Raw genomic sequence first — 18,660 nt, 5'->3', positions numbered from 1 at the left:
GACTGGCGGACTTGCGGACTAGCGGACGCCCAAGAATCGTTCGTACTCGCGCCGGGTAATCTGCTGGCGGTAGTCGCGCCATTCGCTTTCCCCGCCGCGCAGGACGTAGTCGTACACGTCTTCGCCCAGGGTCTTCGCCACCAGCTCGCAGTTCTCCATTGCCTGCAGCGCCTCTGCCAACGAGATCGGCAGCGACCGGATCCCCAGTGCCCGGCGTTCCTGATCGGTCAGGGTCCAAACGTCGTCGAGGGTCTCGTCTTCCAGCTCCATCCGCTGTTCGATTCCGTCCAGGCCGGCCGCAATTAGCACGGCCAAACCCAGGTAGGGGTTCATCGAGGCGTCCGCGGCCCGGTACTCAACCCGAGCCAAGTTCGGCCGGTGGGGGTGCAGGTGCGGGACCCGAACTAGGGCCGAACGGTTGTTGTGGCCCCAGCAGATATAGGACGGGGCCTCTCCCCCGCCCCACAGGCGCTTGTAAGAGTTGACGTGCTGATTGACGACCGCGCTGATGCCACGGGCGTGGTGCAGCAGCCCCGCAATGAACTGGCGACCGGTGGTGGAAAGATGGTACTGACCGGAGGGTGAAAACAGTGCGTTCTCCTCTCCCTCATAGAGGGAAAGATGCAGGTGCAGACCCGAGCCCGGCTGATCGATCAGGGGTTTGGGCATAAAGGTGGCCACCATCTGCTCCTGCAGGGCGACTTCAGAGATAACCGTTCGCGTGGTGATGATGTTGTCGGCGGCGGCCAGCGCCTCCACTGCGCGCAGGTCAATCTCGTTTTGGCCGGGTCCGCCTTCGTGGTGGGAGAACTCAACCGCAATGTTCATCTCTTCCAGGGCGCGCACCGCCCGACGCCGAAAGTCGTTCGAGTCGCCCCAGGCCACGTGGTCGAAGTAGGAGGCCCCGTCCACCGGGACAATCCGGTCCGGGGTGACCGGGGGTTGAAGCAGGTAGAACTCGACCTCGGGGTGAACCAGAACCCGCAGGCCCTGGGCGGCGGCCCGTTCCAGGGTCCGCTCCAGCACCCCGCGCGGATCGGTCCGGGAGGGCTGGCCCTCCGGGGTGTACACGTCGCAGAACATGCGCCCAACCGGGTCGTCGTCGCGCTGCCAGGGAAGCAGTTGGAACGAGGAGGCGTCGGGAATCAGCAGCATGTCCGACTCGTAAACGCGGGTCATTCCTTCGATGGCGGACCCGTCGAAGCCGATCCCCTCAGTGAAGGCGTCTTCCAGCTGAGCCGGGTCGATCGCGAGGGCTTTCAGCTGACCGACCACGTCGGTGAACCAGAGGCGAACAAAGCGCACCCCGCGCTCAGCGATTTCGCGCAGCACCTGCTCCTGCTGGGGGTTCATGGCCGGGCCTGGTCCTGAGGCTCGTCGCCGGGGGCCAGCGCGGAGAATCCTCCCGCGATGGACTGAAGCGCGGCGGTCAGCTCCGTGGGAATCACCCACAGTTTGGAGGACTCGCCCTGAGCCAACTGCGGCAGCATCTGCAGGTACTCGTAGGCCAGCAGGTCTGAGGTGGGCCCACCGGAGTGAATGGCCTCAAACACGGTGGCAATCGCCTTCGCTTTTCCCTCGGCCTGGGTCACTTCGGCCTGGGCCATGCCCTCGGCCTGCAAAATGGCGGACTGCTTCTCACCTTCCGCCCGCAGAATCTGAGACTGGCGCACGCCCTCGGACTGGAGGATCGCGGCGCGCTTGTCGCGCTCTGCTCGCAGCTGCTGCTCCATTGCCTGCTGGATGGTGGGAGGCGGGTCGATCGCCTTCAGCTCGACCCGGTTGACCCTGATCCCCCACTTGCCGGTTGCCTCGTCCAGCACCCCGCGGAGCTGCCCGTTGATTTGGTCGCGACTGGTCAGGGTCTGCTCCAGGTCGAGCGAGCCGATCACGTTTCTCAGGGTGGTGACGGTCAGCTGCTCAATTGCCTGAATGTAGTCGGCAATCTCGTAGGTGGCCGACATCGGGTCGTTCACCTGGTAGTAGATCACCGAGTCGATGGAGACCACCACGTTGTCCGCGGTGATCACCGGTTGAGGGGGAAAGCTGGTTACCTGTTCGCGCAGGTCCACCCGCGCCGCCACCCGGTCAATGAACGGGATCAGCACGTGCAGGCCGGCGTACATGACGGACTGGAACTTACCCAGTCGCTCAATCACGAGGGCGCGGGACTGCGGCACCACCCGAATGGCCCGGACCACGACCACAACAATGAGGATCACCACCAGGGCAATCAGAATGGCGAAATAGTTCATGGTTTTCTCCGTTATTGGGGTTGATCTGGGGTGACGATGGCGGTGGCGCCGTCAATGGCCACCACCCAAACCTGGGTTCCGGCGGCGATCACCCGTTCACCTTCGCCGCGAGCCGACCACTCGGAGCCGTCCAACTGGACCCGGCCGGCGCTGCCCTCCAGCGTCTGGGTGACCACGGCCGACTTGCCGATCAGGGCCTGGGCGTTGGTGTGAATTTGGGGCGTGGAACGTTCCAGATGGCGCTTGGCCCAGGGCCGAATAAAGATCAGCAGCAGAATGGAGACCACCACAAAGACGACAATTTGCAGCCAGATTTCGGCTCCCAGGGCGCCGGCCACTCCCCCGGCGACGGCGGCGATCGCCAGCGTGAGGAAGAACAGGTCAACGCTCAGCAGCTCAATAATGCCCAGCACCAGAGCGGCAATGAACCAGCCAACTACCACGCGGACCTCCCTCGGTTCGGGCGCCTGGTCGGGCCCGTTTGTGTCAGTCTATTGCCCCGCAGCAATTGCCCGCCAGCGCCCCTGGTCCTGGCTCACCTGCAGGGAAAGGTCGAAAGCAGTTGACAGGTTCGGTCCCGTCAGCATTTCCTCGATCGGTCCAGCGCCCACCACCTGTCCGGCGCGCAGCAGCAGCGCATGGGTGAATTTGGGGCCGATCTCTTCCAACTCGTGCGTGATCATAATCGTGGTCGGGGCCGTGGGGGCGCCCATGATTTCGGTCAGCGCGGTCAGGAGGATCTCGCGGCCCCCCAGGTCCAGCCCGGCGGTCGGCTCGTCCAGAATCAGGATTTCCGGATCGGCCATCAGCGCCCGGGCCAGCAAAACCCGGCGCCGCTCACCTTCGGAAAGAGAGGCGAAGCTCCGGTCAGCTAGGGCCCCAACCCCGAGGGCGGCCAGCAGGTCGGCGGCCCGCTCCCGATCGGGGGCCTCATACTCTTCCCCAAAGCTGGTGGACTGCCCCCAGGCAGAACTGAGGACCACCTCGAGCACGCTGTCTTGTACCCCGAGCCGCTGTCCCACTTCGACGCTGGCAAAGCCCACCCGGGAAGCCAAATCCTGGGCGCTGTGCTGGTCCAGGTCTTCGCCCAGCACCTCAATCGTGCCGGCGCTGAGGTAGTCCCGCCCGGTCAGCAGCCGCGCCAGAGTGGTCTTCCCCGCCCCGTTGGGGCCGACAATCACCCAGTGTTCGCCGGGAAGAATCTGCCAATTAATGTCCTGCAGGATGCTCTGTCCGGCCCGATCCACCCGGGCCGCTTCGACGCGGACGAGGGGGTTGGCCAATGCTGCGGTTGAACTCATAGCTCAACTATAGCCATGATCGGCCCCGCCCTCCGGCCAGACGCCTACCGACCCTCGGTCAAACGTCGGTAGAGCTCCACTGTCTGGCGGCCGATCTGATCCCACGAGAAGTGTTCCTCCACCCGGAGGCGGCCAGCCTGGCCCATTTGTCGGGCCCGCTCCGGATTCTCCAGCACCCTGGTCAGTCGTTCCGCCAGGTCCCCTTCAAACTGGGTTGGGTCCAGCGGGCGCCCGGTGCCGTCTTGCGCCTGGTCGATGGGAACCAAATAGCCGGTCACCCCGTCGACAATAACGTCGGGAATGCCCCCGGTGGCAGTTCCAACGACCGGGAGACCGAGCGCCATGGCTTCCAGGTTCACGATCCCCAGCGGCTCGTACACGGAGGGGGTGACAAAGACGTCGGCGGCCGCGAGGATGGCCACCAGCTCACTGTGCGGCAGCATTTGCCCAATATGAATTACCCCGGTCCGCTTCTGCTGCAGTTCAGCGATTAGGTCCTCTACCTCTTGCTTTATTTCCGGAGTGTCCGGGGCCCCGGCACAAAGGACCACCTGTGCATCTTTTGGCAACAATTCCACTGCCCGCAGGAAATATGGTAGGCCTTTTTGCCTAGTAATTCGTCCCACAAACACCACGGTTGGGCGGTTGGGGTCAATTCCGTGATCCCTCACTACCTGCTCCGCCCGAGCCTGGGCCTCTGCCCCCTCTGGTCGGCGCCACCGGGCCAGGTCGATGCCGTTGTGAATCACCGACACCCGATCCGGATCCACACTGGGATAGCAGCGCAAAATGTCGTCGCGCATTCCGTGCGAAACCGCGACGATGGCGTCGGCATTCTCATAACCGATCCGCTCGGCAAACGAAGAGACCTGGTAGCCACCGCCCAGCTGTTCTGCCTTCCACGGGCGCAGCGGTTCCAGTGAGTGAGCCGAGATCACCAGCGGAACGCCGTAGAGTTGCTGGGCCAGGTAACCGGCAAAAGTGGTGTACCAGGTGTGGGCGTGGACCAGGTCGGTGCCAGCGCAGGCGTTGACCATTTCAAGGTTCACCCCGAGTGTACTAATGGCCGCGTTCCCGCCTGTTAGCTCGGGTAGGTCCGCGTGGCCCACCACCCCCTCGTCGCCGCCGTCTTCACCGGGGGTCCGGGGGCCGTCGAAAGCTTGGACCCGCACGTCCACCCGTCCACGCAGCACTTTGGCCAGCTCGTTGACGTGGACACCTGCCCCGCCGTAAATGAATGGGGGGTACTCGCGGGTGAGGATATCTACACGCATAGTGGCTCGCCTTCCGTTATCAATCAAGTAGTACCTGCTGGCGGCGCAGCGGCTGATCGGACCAGCCCTGGCGCCCGTGCCAGGTGGTTCGGGCCGCTGTTGTGCTGACGGCCCGCTCCGTCGCCATGCCTGAGTATAGCCGAATGTAACGAGAGGTACGCCACACCCACGTCCTAGACCCGCTACAATGGACTCATGGCTAAAAACAACGTACTCGCAATTGTGCTCGCGGGCGGGGAAGGCAAGCGGTTAATGCCACTGACGGTTGACCGCGCTAAACCAGCCGTTCCTTTTGGTGGGCATTTCCGCCTTATCGACTTCGCTCTCTCAAACATGGTCAATTCTGGCTACCTCCGAATTGTCGTCCTCACCCAGTACAAGTCTCACTCTTTGGACACGCATATTTCGAAGACTTGGTCACTTTCCTCAATGCTTGGTAACTACGTCACCACCATGCCGGCTCAGCAGCGTCGCGGTCGGCACTGGTATCTCGGCTCGGCCGACGCGGTCTACCAGTCGCTCAACACCGTCTATGACGAGTCCCCGGATTATGTTGTCATCACCGGTGCTGACAACATCTACCGAATGGACTTCTCCCAGATGGTGGACCACCATATTGCCTCGGGCTTGCCCGCAACAGTGGCCGGCATCCGCCAGCCGATCGAGCTGTCGAACCAGTTCGGGGTGATCGACGCCAAGGACGGCGTGGTGCACCAGTTCCTGGAGAAGCCCGCGGACGCCGAGGGCCTGCCTGACGATCCGACCAAGGTGCTGGCCTCGATGGGCAACTACGTCTTCGACACCGATGCCCTGATCGCCGCTTTGAAGGCGGATGCTGACGATCCCGACTCCAAGCACGACATGGGCGGCAACATCATGCCCTACTTCGTGGAGCGCGGGGAATGTGGGGTTTATGACTTCCTGGAGAACCACGTTCCCGGGGCCACCGACCGGGATCGGGACTACTGGCGTGACGTCGGTACCCTGGACGCCTACTACGAGGCCAACATGGACCTGATCAGCGTCCACCCGATCTTCAATCTGTACAACTTCGAGTGGCCGACCCTGACCCACATGAACGCTGCCCTTCCCCCGGCCAAGTTCGTCTACGCGGGTGAGGATGGCCGCCTCGGACAGGCAATCGACTCGCTGGTGTCAGCCGGCGTGATTGTCTCCGGCGGCCAGGTGTTCCACTCGGTGGTGTCCTCCCAGGTGTACATCCACTCCTGGGCTCGGGTGGTCGACTCGGTCCTCCTGGACGGGGTGGAGGTGGGCCGCTCGGCCGTGGTCAAACGCGCCATCTTGGACAAGAACGTGATCGTGAAGGAGGGGGCTTCCGTCGGCGTCGATCACGAACGTGACCGGGCCCGCGGCCTGACCGTCACCGAATCTGGGATCACGGTGGCTCCGAAAAACTTCGTGATTGAGCCGTGACGGGCTCCAGCCACCAGCTCACCGTGTACGAGGGGTCGACTCCAGTCGGCCCCTCGGCCCCTGAACTCAAGGGGAAGCACTGGTGGGGCACCATTGACCGCCCCTCCCAACCCGGGGCCATTGGCCACAGCCAAATTGGCCCGCAGTGGCTGCAGGATCGACCGTTTCTGCTGATCTCCGACGTGGACTCTACCCTGCTGGCCGAGGAAGTCATCGACGAGCTGGCAGCCCTGGCCGGGGTGGGAGCCAAGGTGGCCGAGCTGACCGAACGGGCGATGGCGGGGAACATGGATTTCTCCGACTCGCTGGTGGCCCGGGCCCAGCAGTTACGCGGGCTACCCGCCACCGCCTTTGACGAGGTGAGGGCGCGCCTCCACGTTCGCCCCGGCGCCCAGACACTAGTGGACTGGGTCCACTCCCTCGGCGGGCAAGTCGGGTTGGTGTCGGGCGGGTTTACCCCGGTGGTGGCCCAACTCTCCAGCGAACTGCGGATTGATCACCATCTGGCCATCGACTTGGAGGTGAGAGACGGCGCCCTCACCGGTGCGGTCGAAGGACCGATTGTCACAGCCCGGACCAAACTGGAGTTCCTCACCCGCCTGCGTGAGCAGACCGGCCTGCCGGTCGTGGCCCTCGGGGACGGCGCCAACGACCTCCTTATGCTCGGGGCGGCTGACGTGGGGATCGGCATTGGTGCCAAGCCGATTGTTCGGCAAAGCGTGGCCAACTACCTGGAGGCCGGGCGCCTCGACCCGGTGATCGGCCTGCTGGGCCACAGCGAAATCTAGCCCTGGTAGGTTTCCCGGAATCGCGCTGCCCCGATTTGCCACTGATCCCAGGGCAACTCGCTTTCAAACACGAGGGCGGTGGCGGTCGGTACCGACACCGGTGCGCCGCCGTCCGGCCCGGCCAGTTGCCAGGCCGCGTCGCTGATCAGCGGTTCGTGCCCGACCACCAGGACTAGGCTGCCCTCCCCGCACAGGCGGATCACCTCCAGGATGCCGTCCACCTCGTACCCGTAAATCGCTTCCACCGTGCGACTGGGAATTGACACTCCGGCCGCCTCGCTCAGCAGCTCAAAAGTCTCTTGGGCCCGCACTGCCGGGGAGACCAGGGCCAGCGCCGGCTGAGCCAAGCGCGGAGCCAGGTCCCGGCCCAGATTCTCAGCTTGGCGTCGGCCCCGGTTGGACAGGGGCCGGAACCGGTCCCCTCCCGCTGCCAGATCTTGAGCGTGTGCGTGACGAATCAGGATCGCGGTGTTCATGGGAACAGGTTAGTACACTTGGGTCATGGCCATTACCAAAGGACCCGAAGCCCTGATCTGTTCAGCCCGCGGCTGCGAGGAACTGGCGACCGGAGCCATCATCTGGTCGAATCCAAAACTTCACTTCGGGCGACACAAAACTTGGCTCACCTGCCCGGAGCACCGGGAGTTCCTAACCAACTACCTTGGGTACCGCCGGTTCCCGGTTGAGTACCTGCCCCTGGACGAGTTCCTGGCTCGGGAAGAAGCCGCCGAGGCGGACCAAAGCTAGGTCAGGGTCACCAGGTCCAGGTAGGAAGGATCCCACAGGTCCTCATCCCCGTCGGGTAGGAGCAGAACCCGGTCCGGTCCCAGTGCCTCCACCGCTCCCGGATCGTGGGTCACCAGCACGACCGCCCCCTGGTAGGTGCGGAGCGCCGCCAAGATTTCCTCGCGCGAAGCCGGGTCGAGGTTGTTGGTGGGTTCGTCCAGCAGCAGCACGTTGGCGGAAGAGACCACGAGAATCGCCAGCGCCAGCCGGGTTTTCTCCCCACCGGAGAGCACCCCGGCCGGCTTCGAGATATCTTCGGCCCCGAACAGGAACTGGCCCAGAACCGAGCGCAGCTTGGTGTCGTCCAGCCCCGGGGCGGCCCGGCGCATATTCTCTTCCACCGTGGCAACCAGGTCCAATGTGTCGTGCTCCTGGGCGTAGTAGCCAAGCTTCAGTCCATGGCCGGGCTCCACCTGCCCGGTGTCAGGATCCTGCACCCCGGCCAAGATTCGGAGCAACGTGGTTTTCCCAGCTCCGTTCAGTCCCAGGATCACCACTCGGGAGCCGCGGTCGATTGCCAGGTCAACGCCGGAGAACACCTCCAGGGAGCCGTAGCTCTTCGACAGCTCGTGCCCGGTCAGGGGCACCTTCCCGCAGGGGGCCGGGTCGGGGAACTTGATTCGAGCCACCTTCTCCTGGCCCATTTCCTCCCCCGCGGCTTCCCGCAGCTGCTCGGCCCGGCGCAGCATTTGCTGGGCCGCGACCGCCTTCGTGGCTTTGGCCCGCATCTTCTCACCCTGAGCCTGAAGGGTCTCCGCCTTCCGGAGCGCGTTGGCCCGTTCCTTCCGGCGACGACGCTCGTCCTCTTCCCGCTGGCGCAGGTAGTCGTCCCACCCCAGGTGGTAGTGATCCAGGCGCGCCCGGCGTGCGTCCAGGTAGAACACCTGGTTGACGGTGTCGCGCAGCAGGTTGACGTCGTGACTGATCACCAGGAACCCGCCCGAGTAGGTGCGCAGCCAGTCGCGCAACCAGATGATGGAGTCGTGGTCCAGGTGGTTGGTGGGCTCGTCCAGCAGCAGGGTCTCGGCCCCGGAGAACAGTACCCGGGCCAGTTCCACCCGGCGACGCTGCCCGCCCGAGAGGGTTCCCAGGGGCTGTTCCAGCAGGCGCTCATCCACCCCGAGCGCCGCCGCAATCTGGGCGGCCTCAGAGTTGGCAGCCCAGCCGCCGGACTGGTGAAACTCATGGTCCAGGCGAACGTAGCGCTCCATCGCCTTTTGCTGGCGCGCCCCGGTCTGTTGGCTCATTTCCTGCTCGGCCTTTTTGATCCGCTCCAGCAGCGTGTCGATTCCGCGCACCGAGATGATCCGGGCGCGGGCACTCTGATTCGGGTCGCCCTCCGTGGTGTCCTGCGGCAGGTACCCGACCGTGTCCGACCGGGTGATGGTACCCCCGTGTTCGGCCACTCCGCGATCGTTTTCCCCGGCCAGGAGGCGCATCATGGTGGTCTTGCCCGCACCGTTCCTGCCAACCAGCCCCACCTTGGCTCCCTTGCCCACGTGAAAACTGGTGGGGCCCAGCAGCTCGCGGGCCCCGATACGCAACGAAAAGTCTTGGACGCTAATCACCAGACGATCCTAGCCCAGCACGGGGGCCTCGTGCTCGCAGCCAATCTCACAGCACCCGGTTTCCCCTCGGCCCGGTGGCGCGGCACAATTGAGGGCGTGATTACCGAACTGAGCCCGAGAGCCACCCGCGTCTACGACGTGCTGGCGATCTCTTTTGTCGGGTTCCTGCTCATTGCTAACGTGGCCGCCACCAAGCTGTTCATGGTGCAGTTGGGCTCGTGGCACCTGATTTTCGACGGCGGGGCCCTGCTGTTCCCGCTCACCTACGTGCTGGGCGACGTCCTGGCCGAGGTGTACGGCTTCGCCCGCGCCCGCCGGGTGATCGTGATCGGGTTCGCCCTCTCCGCGCTGGCCGCCCTCACCTTCTGGGTGGTGGGCGCCCTTCCACCCGCCCCCGACTACGAACACCAGGAAGCCTTCACGGCGGTCCTGGGGTTTGTGCCCCGGATTGTTTCTGCCTCTCTACTGGCGTTCCTGGCCGGTCAGCTGCTGAACGCTTACGTCCTGGTCTGGATTAAGCGGCAGTGGGGCCCGGGACGCCTGTGGGTGCGACTGCTGGGCTCCTCCGTGGTGGGCGAGGCGGCCGACACCCTGATCTTCTGCACGATTGCGTTTGCCGGCATCCTGACCGGGGCCGAGTTCTGGAACTACGTCCTGGTTGGGTACCTGTACAAGCTGGCCGTGGAAGTGATTATTTTGCCGCTGTCGTACCCCACAATTCGCTGGGTGAAAGGACCGGAGGTCGTCCATGGTTAGCAACTGGATTGGAGCCCCCGCGCAGATGTGGGCCCCCACCGAAGCCGGACCCGACCGGGGTTTCACGCTGGAAGCGGAGCTCCCGGGCACACTGGGGCGGACCGGGGTGATCCACACCGCGCACGGCCCGATCCGCACCCCGGCCTTCATTCCGGTCGGCACCAAAGCCAACGTCAAGGGTTTGGTTCCCGAAATGGTGCGGGATCTGGGGGCCCAGGCGGTGCTGGCCAACGCCTACCACCTCTACCTTCAGCCCGGCTCCGACCTGGTGGACGAGGCGGGAGGGCTGGGCCGATTCATGAACTGGCCCGGACCCACCTACACCGACTCGGGTGGGTTCCAGGTGCTGTCGATGGGGGCCGGGTATAAGAAGGTGCTGTCCGACCAGTTTGCCGGCAAGATTGCCGGGGACACGGCCGCCCAGGAACGCCTGGCAGTGAAGGAATCCCGCGCGTCGGTGGACGACGACGGGGTCACCTTCCGCTCTCACCTGGACGGCACCAAGCACCGGTTCACCGCGGAGGTCTCGCTCGGAATCCAGCATCAGCTGGGCGCCGACATCATGTTTGCCTTTGATGAGCTGACCAGTCTGCTGCATCCCTACGACTACCAGGTGGAGTCGCTGGCTCGAACCGAAGCCTGGGCCCGCCGCTGCCTGCAAGCGCACCGCCGCCTGACCGAAGAACGAGTCAGCAAACCCTACCAGCAGCTCTGGGGTGTGGTGCAGGGCGCGCAGTATCAGGATTTGCGCGAGCGGGCCGCCACCACCCTGGCCCGGATGGACGAGGACGGGTGGCAGTTTGACGGATTCGGCATCGGCGGCGCCCTGGAGAAGGAGCGCTTGGGCACCATTGTCGGGTGGGTCAGCGCCCAGTTACCGGCGGATAAGCCCCGGCACCTGCTGGGCATCTCGGAGCCGCTGGACTTTTTCCAGGCGATCGAGGCGGGGGCGGACACCTTCGACTGTGTGAACCCCTCCCGGGTGGCGCGCAACGCGGCCATCTACACTCCGGACGGACGGTTCAACATTACGAACGCGCGGTTTGCCCGCGACTTCTCTCCCCTGGTGACCGGGTGCGGCTGCTACACCTGCACCCACTACTCGCAGGCCTACGTCCGCCACCTGTTCAAAGCCAAGGAGATCCTGGCGGCCACCCTGGCCACCATTCACAACGAGTGGTTCACGGTCCGACTGGTCGACGCCATTCGCCAGTCCATTGCGGACGGCACCTACTGGGAGCTGAAAGAGGACGTCCTCGAGCGATTCTACGGAAACTGAACCGGCCCGGGTCTTCCCCGGGCCGGTCAAGGCTGAGTAGGTCCTGCCTAGACGTTGAAGCCGATGGCTCGCAGTTGGGCGCGGCCGTCCTCAGTGATGCAGTCCGGCCCCCACGGCGGCAGCCACACCCAGTTGATGCTCACGTCGGTTGAGTACGGACCCAGCACCATCTGGACCTGACGCTCAATCACGTCGGTCAGCGGGCAGGCGGCCGAGGTGAGGGTCATGTCCAGGACAATCGCGTTGTCAGCCGCGATCGAGACGCCGTAGACCAAGCCCAGGTCCACGATGTTGATCCCGAGCTCGGGGTCAATCACGTCCTTCATTGCTTCCAGAATCTCTTCGGCGGTCACGGTGCCGTTTTGAATGACGGTGATCCCCTGACTGGGCACGGCTTCGGGCATCTGGAACCGCTGCTCCACCGGTTCGGTATTCGCCATTGGGTTACTCATCGGTGCTGTCCTCCTCAGTTATGGCAATGTCGTAGCCGGCTTGGGCAAGAGCATCACGCAGGGCCGACCAGCCTAGCAGCGAGCATTTGATTCGATTGGCAAACTTTGAGGTTCCCTCCAGGGCGGCGGCATCTTCGAGCTCGTCCAGCAACTCCTCGTCCACGCCCTGTCCGCGCGAATGCATCATCGTGTCCATCGCGTGGTAGAGCTGGCGGAGCCGATCCAGGTCGGCGCCCTCCACCATTTCGGTCATCATGGACAGGGACGCCTGCGAGATGGAGCAGCCATCCCCCTCCCAATGCACTTCGTCCAGCTGGCCGTCCGGGCCGACTTTCACGCCCAGGGTCACCTCGTCACCACAGGTCGGGTTGACCTGGTGCGAGGTGTACTCCAACCCGGCGATCGGTCCAAAACCGCTTCGCCGGCGGGAGTGATCCAGGATCACTTGCTGGTACAGCTGCTCAAGGGATGACACTCAGCTCTCCTTCAACTGGTTCTACCGGTACCCAAAATACTGGCGCACTTTGGCGATCGCAGCGATAAGCTGCTCAATTTCGGACACGGTGTTGGTGACGGACAGAGATGCGCGGGAAGAGGAACGGACCCCAAAGAAGCGGTGCAGCGGGATCGCACAGTGGTGGCCCACCCGAACCGCCACGTCATCGGCGTCCAACACCTGGCCGACGTCGTGCGGATGCACCCCTTCGACCGCGAAAGCCACGACCCCGAGGCGACCCTCGGTGGTGGCCGGACCCAGGATTCGGACTCCCGGAATCTCGGAAATGCCGTCAAACAGTGGTTGGAGCAGGGCGTGCTCCTGGGCAGCCACCCGATCCATGCCAAGTTCTTGCAGGTAGCGCAGGGCCTCGGCCCACGCGGCGGCCTGGGCCACCGGTTGCGAGCCGGCCTCGAATCGGTTCGGGGCCGGGAGGAACTCGGTCGTTTCCATGGTTACGTCCGCCACCACCGAGCCCCCGGTCAGGAAGGGCGGCAGGTCGGCGAGCAAGTCTCGCCGTCCCCACAGGGCGCCAATTCCGGTTGGCCCAAGCATCTTGTGCGAGGAGAACACCGCGAAGTCGACCCCCAGCTGGCTCACGTTCACCGGCTGGTGCGCACTGGACTGGCAGGTATCGAGCACGGTGAGGGCCCCGACCTGACGGGCGGCCGCCACCACCTCGGCCACCGGCGACACGGCCCCGGTCACGTTGGAGGCGTGAGTAAACGCCACCACTTTCGTGTTCGGTGTGATCACATCCAGGGTGTCGAGGTCCAGGCAGCCATCCGAAGTCAGGTCGAGCCACCGCAGCTCCGCTCCGGTTCGAGCAGCCAACTGCTGCCACGGCACCAGGTTGGAGTGGTGTTCGGCGCGGGTGATGACGATCCGATCCTGGGGTCCGAGCCAACTGAACGAGTAGGCCACCAGGTTCAGACCCTCGGTCGAGTTCTTCGTCCACACGATCTCGTCCGGCCGGCCCCCAACAAAGTTGGCCACGGTGGCGCGCGCCGACTCGAACGACTCGGTCGCCTCGTCCCCCAGCAGGTGGGTGCCCCGATTGACCGCGGCGTTGTGGTTCCGGTAGAACTCCGCTTCCGCGTCAATCACCCGGTTCGGTTTGTGCGAGGTGGCGGCCGCGTCAAAGTAGGCAATCTTGCGCCCACCGCGGCCGTGCCGGCTCAGAATCGGAAAATCGGCGCGGATCGCCTCCAGCTCGGCCGCAGTGAACGGCTGAGCCAAGCTGGAGGCAACTTCCGCGGTACTCATTAGGCGACCAGGTACTTGTCGTAGCCCTGTTCTTCCAGCTGGTCGGCCAGCTCGGCCCCGCCCTGGGTCGCCACCTTGCCGTCCACGAAGACGTGCACGAAGTCGGGCTTGATGTAGCGCAGGATTCGCGTGTAGTGGGTGATCAGCAGGACCCCGTTGCCATTCTTACGGTGGACCCGGTTCACCCCTTCCGACACGATCCGGAGCGCGTCCACGTCCAGGCCCGAGTCGGTCTCATCCAGGATCGCAAACGAAGGCTCCAGCAGTTCCATCTGCAGGATTTCCAGCCGCTTCTTCTCACCGCCGGAGAAACCGACGTTGACGTCGCGGTTGGCGAACTCGCCGGGCATCTTCAAGTCGGTCATGGCCCGATCGACGTCCTTGACCCACTGGCGAACAGCCGGAGCTTTGCCTTCAATGGCGGTCTTCGCGGTCCGGAGGAAGTTGGCCACGGACACGCCCGCCACCTCGACCGGATACTGCATCGCGAGGAACAGACCGGCCTTAGCCCGCTCGTCCACGGACATTTCCAGGATGTTCTGGTCGTCCAGCCACGCTTCCCCACCGTCAATGGTGTAGGCGGGGTGCCCGGCCAGCGCGTAGGCCAGGGTCGACTTGCCCGACCCGTTAGGGCCCATGACCGCGTGGATTTCGCCGGAACCGACGGTCAGGTCCACGCCCTTGAGGATCTGCTTGGTGCCTTCGGGGGTTTCCACTGAGACCCGCAGGTCTTTGATGTTCAAGGTAGACATTTGTTATTTTCTCTCTCAATCAGCTCTGGGGGGTTTCGGTGGTTGCCAGCTCGGCTTCGATCGCGTCCATCAGGTGATCCCGAATCTCGGGTACCGGAATCTCGTTGACCAGTTCGGCGAAGAAGCCGCGCACCACGAGGCGACGGGCCTCAATCTCTGGGATTCCGCGACTCATCAGATAGAACAGCTGGTCGTCGTCGAAGCGACCGGTGGCGGAGGCGTGCCCCGCTCCCTCGATTTCCCCGTTTTCGATCTCCAGGTTCGGGACCGAGTCGGCCTTGGCGCCTTCGGTCAGCAGCAGGTTCCGGTTCAGCTCGTAGGTGTCGGTACCGTCGGCCAGTTCGCCGATTAGGCAGTCGCCCACCCAGACCGAGTGCGCGTCCTTGCCCTGCAGCGCCCCCTTGTAGGTCACCCGGGAGTAGCACTTAGGCTGCGAGTGATCAATGAAGGGACGGTGCTCCATGTGCTGGCCGGCATCCACGAAGTAGATTCCGTTCAGGCGCATTTCGCCGCCCGGCGCGGTGTACTCGGTGTCGACGCACATGCGGACCAGGTCCCCGCCCAGGGTCACCACCAGGTGGTCCAGCGAGGCGTCACGGCCAACCGAAACTCGGTGATCGGAGGCGTGCACGGCGGTCCGATCCCACTCTTGAATGGAGACGAGTTGCAGGCGAGCACCATCTTCGACCCGAACTTCGACGGTCTGGTTCAACCACCCCGGGCCGGAGTGCTGCAAAATCACGACGCCGGTGGAGAACTTCTCGGCCTTGATCAGCAGGTGCTGAGCCGAAGGTGCATCCGAGGCGGTGATCTTGACGAAGACCGGCTCGGTCAGCTCTGCCTCGGACGGAATGGTTACCACCGTGGACTGGGGGAACTCGTTCCAGGACACCACTGCGGTCCGGTCTCCTGGAGCCAGCACCTGGCCCAGGCGCGGATCGTCCCGATCGACAGTTTCAACCTGAACCGGGGCGGGTCCCTCAACGGAGACCGTGTTGGTACCGGTGTAGTTCTCCAGCTCAAATAGCGGCCGGATCCGGCGCAGCGGGGTGAACCGCCAGTCCTCTTCGCGTCCGTGGGGAACGGGAATCTCCGCCACCGAGAAGGAAGTGGGGCGATCAGCCCGCGAGGAGTGCCCGGCAGGGCTGGGCGCCGCACCGTGAGAGTGGGGGCGCGGCGTGGTCAAAGTATTGGTCATGTTAGCCGACAGATCCTTCCATCTGAAGTTCGATGAGTCGGTTCAGCTCCAGCGCGTATTCCATCGGCAGGTGCTTGGCGATCGGTTCGACGAAGCCGCGAACGATGGTGGCCATCGCCTCGGTCTCATCCAGCCCCCGGCTCATCAGGTAGAACAGCTGATCCTCATTCACCTTGGACACGGTCGCCTCGTGGCCCATCTCCACGTCCTCGGTGCGCACGTCCACGTACGGGTACGTGTCGGTCCGGGAGATCTTGTCCACCAGCAGGGCGTCACACAGCACGTTGGACTTGGACTTGGTGGCCCGAGCATGGACCTCCACCAATCCGCGGTACGAGGTGCGGCCGCCGCCGCGCGAAACGGACTTCGCCACGATTGAGGAGGAAGTGTGCGGCGCCATGTGAACCATCTTGGCTCCGGTGTCCTGGTGCTGGCCTTCACCGGCAAACCCGATCGACAGCGTCTCGCCGCGGGCGTGCTCCCCGCGCAGATAGCAGGCAGGGTACTTCATGGTGATGGCGGAGCCAATGTTGCCGTCGATCCACTCCATGGTTCCACCCTCGTCGACCATGGCTCGCTGTGTCACCAGGTTCAAGACGTTGTTGGACCAGTTCTGGATGGTGGTGTACCGAACCCGAGCGTCCTTCCGGACGAAGATCTCCACCACCGCGGAGTGCAGCGAGTTCGTGTCGTAGATGGGCGCGGTGCAACCCTCAACGTAGTGAACGTAGGACCCCTCATCGGCCACGATCAGGGTCCGCTCGAACTGCCCCATCGCCTCCGTGTTGATTCGGAAGTACGCCTGAAGCGGGATCTCCACCTGGACCCCCGGGGGGACGTAGACGAATGACCCACCGGACCAGGTGGCGGTGTTCAGAGCGGCAAACTTGTTGTCCCCAGCCGGGACGGCCTTGCCGAAGTACTCTTCGAAGATCTCCGGGTACTCGCGCAGGCCAGAATCGGTGTCCAGGAAGATCACGCCCTGGCGTTCCAGGTCCTCCTGAATCTGCTGGTACACAACTTCGGACTCGTACTGGGCGGCCACGCCGGCCACCAGCCGGTTCTTCTCCGCCTCGGGAATGCCGAGTCGATCGTAGGTGTTGCGGATCTCGTCGGGTAGATCCTCCCAGTCCTTCACCTGCCGATCAGAGGCCCGCACGAAGTACTTGAAGTTGTCGAAGTCGATGCCGGACAGGTCCGGACCCCAGGTGGGCATTGGTTTGCGTTCGAAGAAGTCAAAGGCCTTCAACCGGCGTTCAAGCATCCACTCCGGCTCGTTCTTCGTGGCGGAAATGTAGCGAACGATGTCCTCGTTGATCCCCTTGGGAACCCCTTTGGAATAGTCGTCGCTGTCTTTCCAGCCGTACTCGTACGCTCCAATTGAGTCGATGATCTCGTCGTCGGACATGGGTCCGGTGCCGAGTTCATTGACACCCTGGGGACGCTCATCAACCGGTGTGGCCGGCAGTGACTGGGTCATAGTGTCCTTCTCTTAGTCTTTCTCTAACTAGTTGTGGGAATTGGAATGCTTCAGCACTCGCCGAGCTCCGGGATGAAGCGGAGCCACCCCCACTGGAACCACCGTGGTGCACACGTGCTCTCCCTGGGCCAAAGTGGCCAGTCTCTGCACGTGCACGCCCAGCAGCTTCGAAAATGCAGCAGTTTCGGCCTCACACAGCTGCGGATACTCCCGCGCGACCTGCTCGATCGGACAGTGTCCCTGGCAGAGCTGAACGGCGAAGTCACCGTTGCCCACCGGTCGAACACTGGCGGCATAGCCGTCGTCGGTGAGGGCGTCGGCCAGGGCTTGGGCTCGTTTCCGAGCGTCCCCTCCCACCTCGTTCAAGATGGGCTGGTAACGCCGCTCAATATCGCGCGAGCGCGCCGCTGCGAACGAGTCGACCGCCTCCGGGCCGGCGATGGTAGCCAAATAGCCGATCGCCTTAATTGCCAGGTCGGAGTGCCCGTCGCTGAGTCGGTCGCGGCCGATATCGGTCGCCACGTAGTAGCGGGCAGGACGCCCGCGACCGCGAGGTTTCAGGACCGGCACTTCGTGCTCAACAATGTCGCCGTTCTCTTCCAACGTGGTGATGTGGCGCCGGACAGCGGCTGTGGTCAGGGAGAGCATCTTCGCAATCGTGCCGGAAGTTACCGGCCCTTTCTCAACCACGAGGTCGAGAACCACCTGCCTGGTGCCGAGATCTTTGAGTTCCGCCATTGCACCCCCCTCTTCCACTAGCCGGCGGGTCCTTCGTCCCACCGAACCGAAACTTCTAGGCAGGACCAGTGTAGCTAATTTTCACAACAAAGACATTATTATATTGAGCGATAATCGCCACCCCGGACTCCTCAAAGTGGTGGCAGCCGGGGAGACCGGCCTGGCCCGAGTCGGCGCTGACCGGACCGAATCCGCTTAGTTTCGGGGCTTTCGCAACCAGGGGGCCGCCGGCTCGCGCCGGCCAAAACCAGGCTGCAACAATGTGGCCTGGGTGGCCAAAATTCCGGCAATCGCGCTGGGACTGTGCAGGTCACCAGCCAGGACTCCGGCCACGGCCGAGCGCAGATCAACCCAGTGCGGAACCAGTTGGGCCTCCTCTTCGGCCCGAGCGAAAGCCTCTTCGTAGGCGAACAGATCCGTGGCCAGGAAGATACGCAGGGCTTCCTCGGAGGCACCGGGCGAGGTGAACAGGTCCACCAGGACCGACCAGGTCCGGGCCCCCAGGTCTGCTTCCTCGCGCAGCTCCCGTTTGGCCGCCGCCAGCGGTTCCTCCCCCGGGTGATCCAGCAGCCCGGCGGGAATCTCCCACAGTTCGGCCCGGACCGGATGCCGGTACTGGCGCAGCAGCAGCAGTTCGGCGTCCAGGGGATCCGAGCCGGTGAAGCGCACCGGGACGATGCCGACCGCTCCGGGATGAGTCAGATACTGGCGAACGACCGGCCGGTCGCCCCCGGGCAGTTGCACCCGGTCTTCGCGCAGACCAAAGACGGCTCCGTCCCAGAGTTGCTCGGAGGACTCAACCGGAAAGCCGCTTTGGGCTCGGTCCTGAACCATCGG

Annotated in this window: 20 protein-coding genes; 5 read left to right on the top strand and 15 right to left on the bottom strand. The window is 64.1% G+C overall.

Annotated features, from left to right (window positions below):
- Window positions 1-18 precede the first annotated feature (18 nt).
- The 5 genes from SAC06_RS04855 to glgA are packed head-to-tail and all read right to left on the bottom strand — an operon-like array spanning window position 19 to window position 4,830.
- A complete protein-coding gene (locus tag SAC06_RS04855) occupies window positions 19-1,353 on the bottom strand; it encodes a glutamine synthetase family protein (RefSeq protein ID WP_350259079.1) in 1,335 nt (444 codons plus the stop codon).
- Window positions 1,350-2,255, bottom strand: coding sequence for an SPFH domain-containing protein (locus tag SAC06_RS04850; RefSeq protein ID WP_350259078.1), 906 nt, complete (start codon window positions 2,253-2,255; stop codon window positions 1,350-1,352). The genes SAC06_RS04855 and SAC06_RS04850 overlap by 4 nt, the downstream gene beginning before the upstream one ends.
- An 11-nt stretch (window positions 2,256-2,266) precedes the next feature.
- Entirely contained in the window at window positions 2,267-2,698 is a 432-nt protein-coding gene (locus SAC06_RS04845; protein WP_350259077.1) for an NfeD family protein, read from the bottom strand.
- 48 nt (window positions 2,699-2,746) lie between these two features.
- Entirely contained in the window at window positions 2,747-3,556 is an 810-nt protein-coding gene (locus SAC06_RS04840; RefSeq protein WP_350259076.1) for an ABC transporter ATP-binding protein, read from the bottom strand.
- Window positions 3,557-3,600: 44 nt separating this feature from the next.
- Window positions 3,601-4,830: a glycogen synthase gene (glgA, locus tag SAC06_RS04835; RefSeq protein WP_350259075.1), complete on the bottom strand. Its 1,230-nt coding sequence runs from the start codon at window positions 4,828-4,830 to the stop codon at window positions 3,601-3,603.
- A gap of 195 nt (window positions 4,831-5,025) precedes the next feature.
- Here glgA and SAC06_RS04830 point away from each other — a divergent pair, with 195 nt between their 5' ends.
- Together SAC06_RS04830 and serB are read left to right on the top strand one after the other, a co-directional pair.
- On the top strand, window positions 5,026-6,264 hold the full coding sequence (locus SAC06_RS04830) for a glucose-1-phosphate adenylyltransferase (protein WP_350259074.1): 1,239 nt from the start codon (window positions 5,026-5,028) through the stop codon (window positions 6,262-6,264).
- The gene (gene serB / locus SAC06_RS04825) at window positions 6,261-7,052 is read left to right on the top strand and encodes a phosphoserine phosphatase SerB (protein WP_350259073.1); all 792 of its coding nucleotides are present in this window, start codon (window positions 6,261-6,263) and stop codon (window positions 7,050-7,052) included. Before SAC06_RS04830 ends, serB begins: the two co-directional genes overlap by 4 nt.
- Here serB and SAC06_RS04820 read toward each other — a convergent pair.
- Complete coding sequence (locus SAC06_RS04820) at window positions 7,049-7,528, bottom strand: SixA phosphatase family protein (protein ID WP_350259072.1); 480 nt, start codon at window positions 7,526-7,528, stop codon at window positions 7,049-7,051. The two genes, serB and SAC06_RS04820, sit on opposite strands and share 4 nt — an antisense overlap.
- A gap of 25 nt (window positions 7,529-7,553) precedes the next feature.
- Here SAC06_RS04820 and SAC06_RS04815 point away from each other — a divergent pair, with 25 nt between their 5' ends.
- A complete protein-coding gene (locus SAC06_RS04815; RefSeq protein WP_350259071.1) occupies window positions 7,554-7,799 on the top strand; it encodes a hypothetical protein in 246 nt (81 codons plus the stop codon).
- Here the strand turns inward: SAC06_RS04815 and SAC06_RS04810 are convergent.
- Entirely contained in the window at window positions 7,796-9,406 is a 1,611-nt protein-coding gene (locus tag SAC06_RS04810) for an ABC-F family ATP-binding cassette domain-containing protein (RefSeq protein WP_350259070.1), read from the bottom strand. The two genes, SAC06_RS04815 and SAC06_RS04810, sit on opposite strands and share 4 nt — an antisense overlap.
- A gap of 99 nt (window positions 9,407-9,505) precedes the next feature.
- Between SAC06_RS04810 and SAC06_RS04805 the strand changes: the two genes are divergently transcribed.
- Window positions 9,506-10,162, top strand: a complete 657-nt coding sequence (locus SAC06_RS04805; protein ID WP_350259155.1) for a queuosine precursor transporter — start codon at window positions 9,506-9,508, stop codon at window positions 10,160-10,162.
- Window positions 10,155-11,441 (top strand): tRNA guanosine(34) transglycosylase Tgt, encoded by a 1,287-nt coding sequence (tgt, locus tag SAC06_RS04800; RefSeq protein ID WP_350259069.1) that lies wholly within the window; start codon window positions 10,155-10,157, stop codon window positions 11,439-11,441. Before SAC06_RS04805 ends, tgt begins: the two co-directional genes overlap by 8 nt.
- 47 nt (window positions 11,442-11,488) lie before the next feature.
- Here tgt and SAC06_RS04795 read toward each other — a convergent pair whose 3' ends face one another.
- The 8 genes from SAC06_RS04795 to SAC06_RS04760 all read right to left on the bottom strand — a co-directional run bounded on the left by SAC06_RS04795 (window position 11,489) and on the right by SAC06_RS04760 (window position 18,657).
- Window positions 11,489-11,893 (bottom strand): metal-sulfur cluster assembly factor, encoded by a 405-nt coding sequence (locus SAC06_RS04795; RefSeq protein WP_350259068.1) that lies wholly within the window; start codon window positions 11,891-11,893, stop codon window positions 11,489-11,491.
- On the bottom strand, window positions 11,886-12,368 hold the full coding sequence (sufU, locus tag SAC06_RS04790; RefSeq protein WP_350259067.1) for a Fe-S cluster assembly sulfur transfer protein SufU: 483 nt from the start codon (window positions 12,366-12,368) through the stop codon (window positions 11,886-11,888). The genes SAC06_RS04795 and sufU overlap by 8 nt, the downstream gene beginning before the upstream one ends.
- A gap of 21 nt (window positions 12,369-12,389) precedes the next feature.
- Window positions 12,390-13,655, bottom strand: coding sequence for a SufS family cysteine desulfurase (locus SAC06_RS04785; RefSeq protein ID WP_350259066.1), 1,266 nt, complete (start codon window positions 13,653-13,655; stop codon window positions 12,390-12,392).
- The gene (gene sufC, locus SAC06_RS04780) at window positions 13,655-14,407 is read right to left on the bottom strand and encodes a Fe-S cluster assembly ATPase SufC (protein ID WP_350259065.1); all 753 of its coding nucleotides are present in this window, start codon (window positions 14,405-14,407) and stop codon (window positions 13,655-13,657) included. Before sufC ends, SAC06_RS04785 begins: the two co-directional genes overlap by 1 nt.
- A 19-nt stretch (window positions 14,408-14,426) precedes the next feature.
- Complete coding sequence (gene sufD, locus SAC06_RS04775; RefSeq protein ID WP_350259064.1) at window positions 14,427-15,605, bottom strand: Fe-S cluster assembly protein SufD; 1,179 nt, start codon at window positions 15,603-15,605, stop codon at window positions 14,427-14,429.
- Between the two features lies 1 nt (window position 15,606).
- Window positions 15,607-17,085 carry a Fe-S cluster assembly protein SufB gene (sufB, locus tag SAC06_RS04770; protein WP_350259063.1) on the bottom strand — a complete coding sequence of 493 codons (1,479 nt, stop codon included), beginning with the start codon at window positions 17,083-17,085 and terminating at the stop codon, window positions 15,607-15,609.
- 27 nt (window positions 17,086-17,112) lie between these two features.
- Entirely contained in the window at window positions 17,113-17,823 is a 711-nt protein-coding gene (locus SAC06_RS04765; RefSeq protein ID WP_350259062.1) for a helix-turn-helix transcriptional regulator, read from the bottom strand.
- A gap of 195 nt (window positions 17,824-18,018) precedes the next feature.
- The gene (locus SAC06_RS04760; RefSeq protein ID WP_350259061.1) at window positions 18,019-18,657 is read right to left on the bottom strand and encodes an NUDIX hydrolase; all 639 of its coding nucleotides are present in this window, start codon (window positions 18,655-18,657) and stop codon (window positions 18,019-18,021) included.
- Window positions 18,658-18,660: the final 3 nt, after the last annotated feature.

It is taken from the genome of Scrofimicrobium sp. R131 (assembly GCF_040256745.1).
GTDB classification, from domain to species: Bacteria; Actinomycetota; Actinomycetes; order Actinomycetales; family Actinomycetaceae; genus Scrofimicrobium; species Scrofimicrobium appendicitidis.
This window is presented reverse-complemented; position numbering and strand designations above follow the sequence as displayed.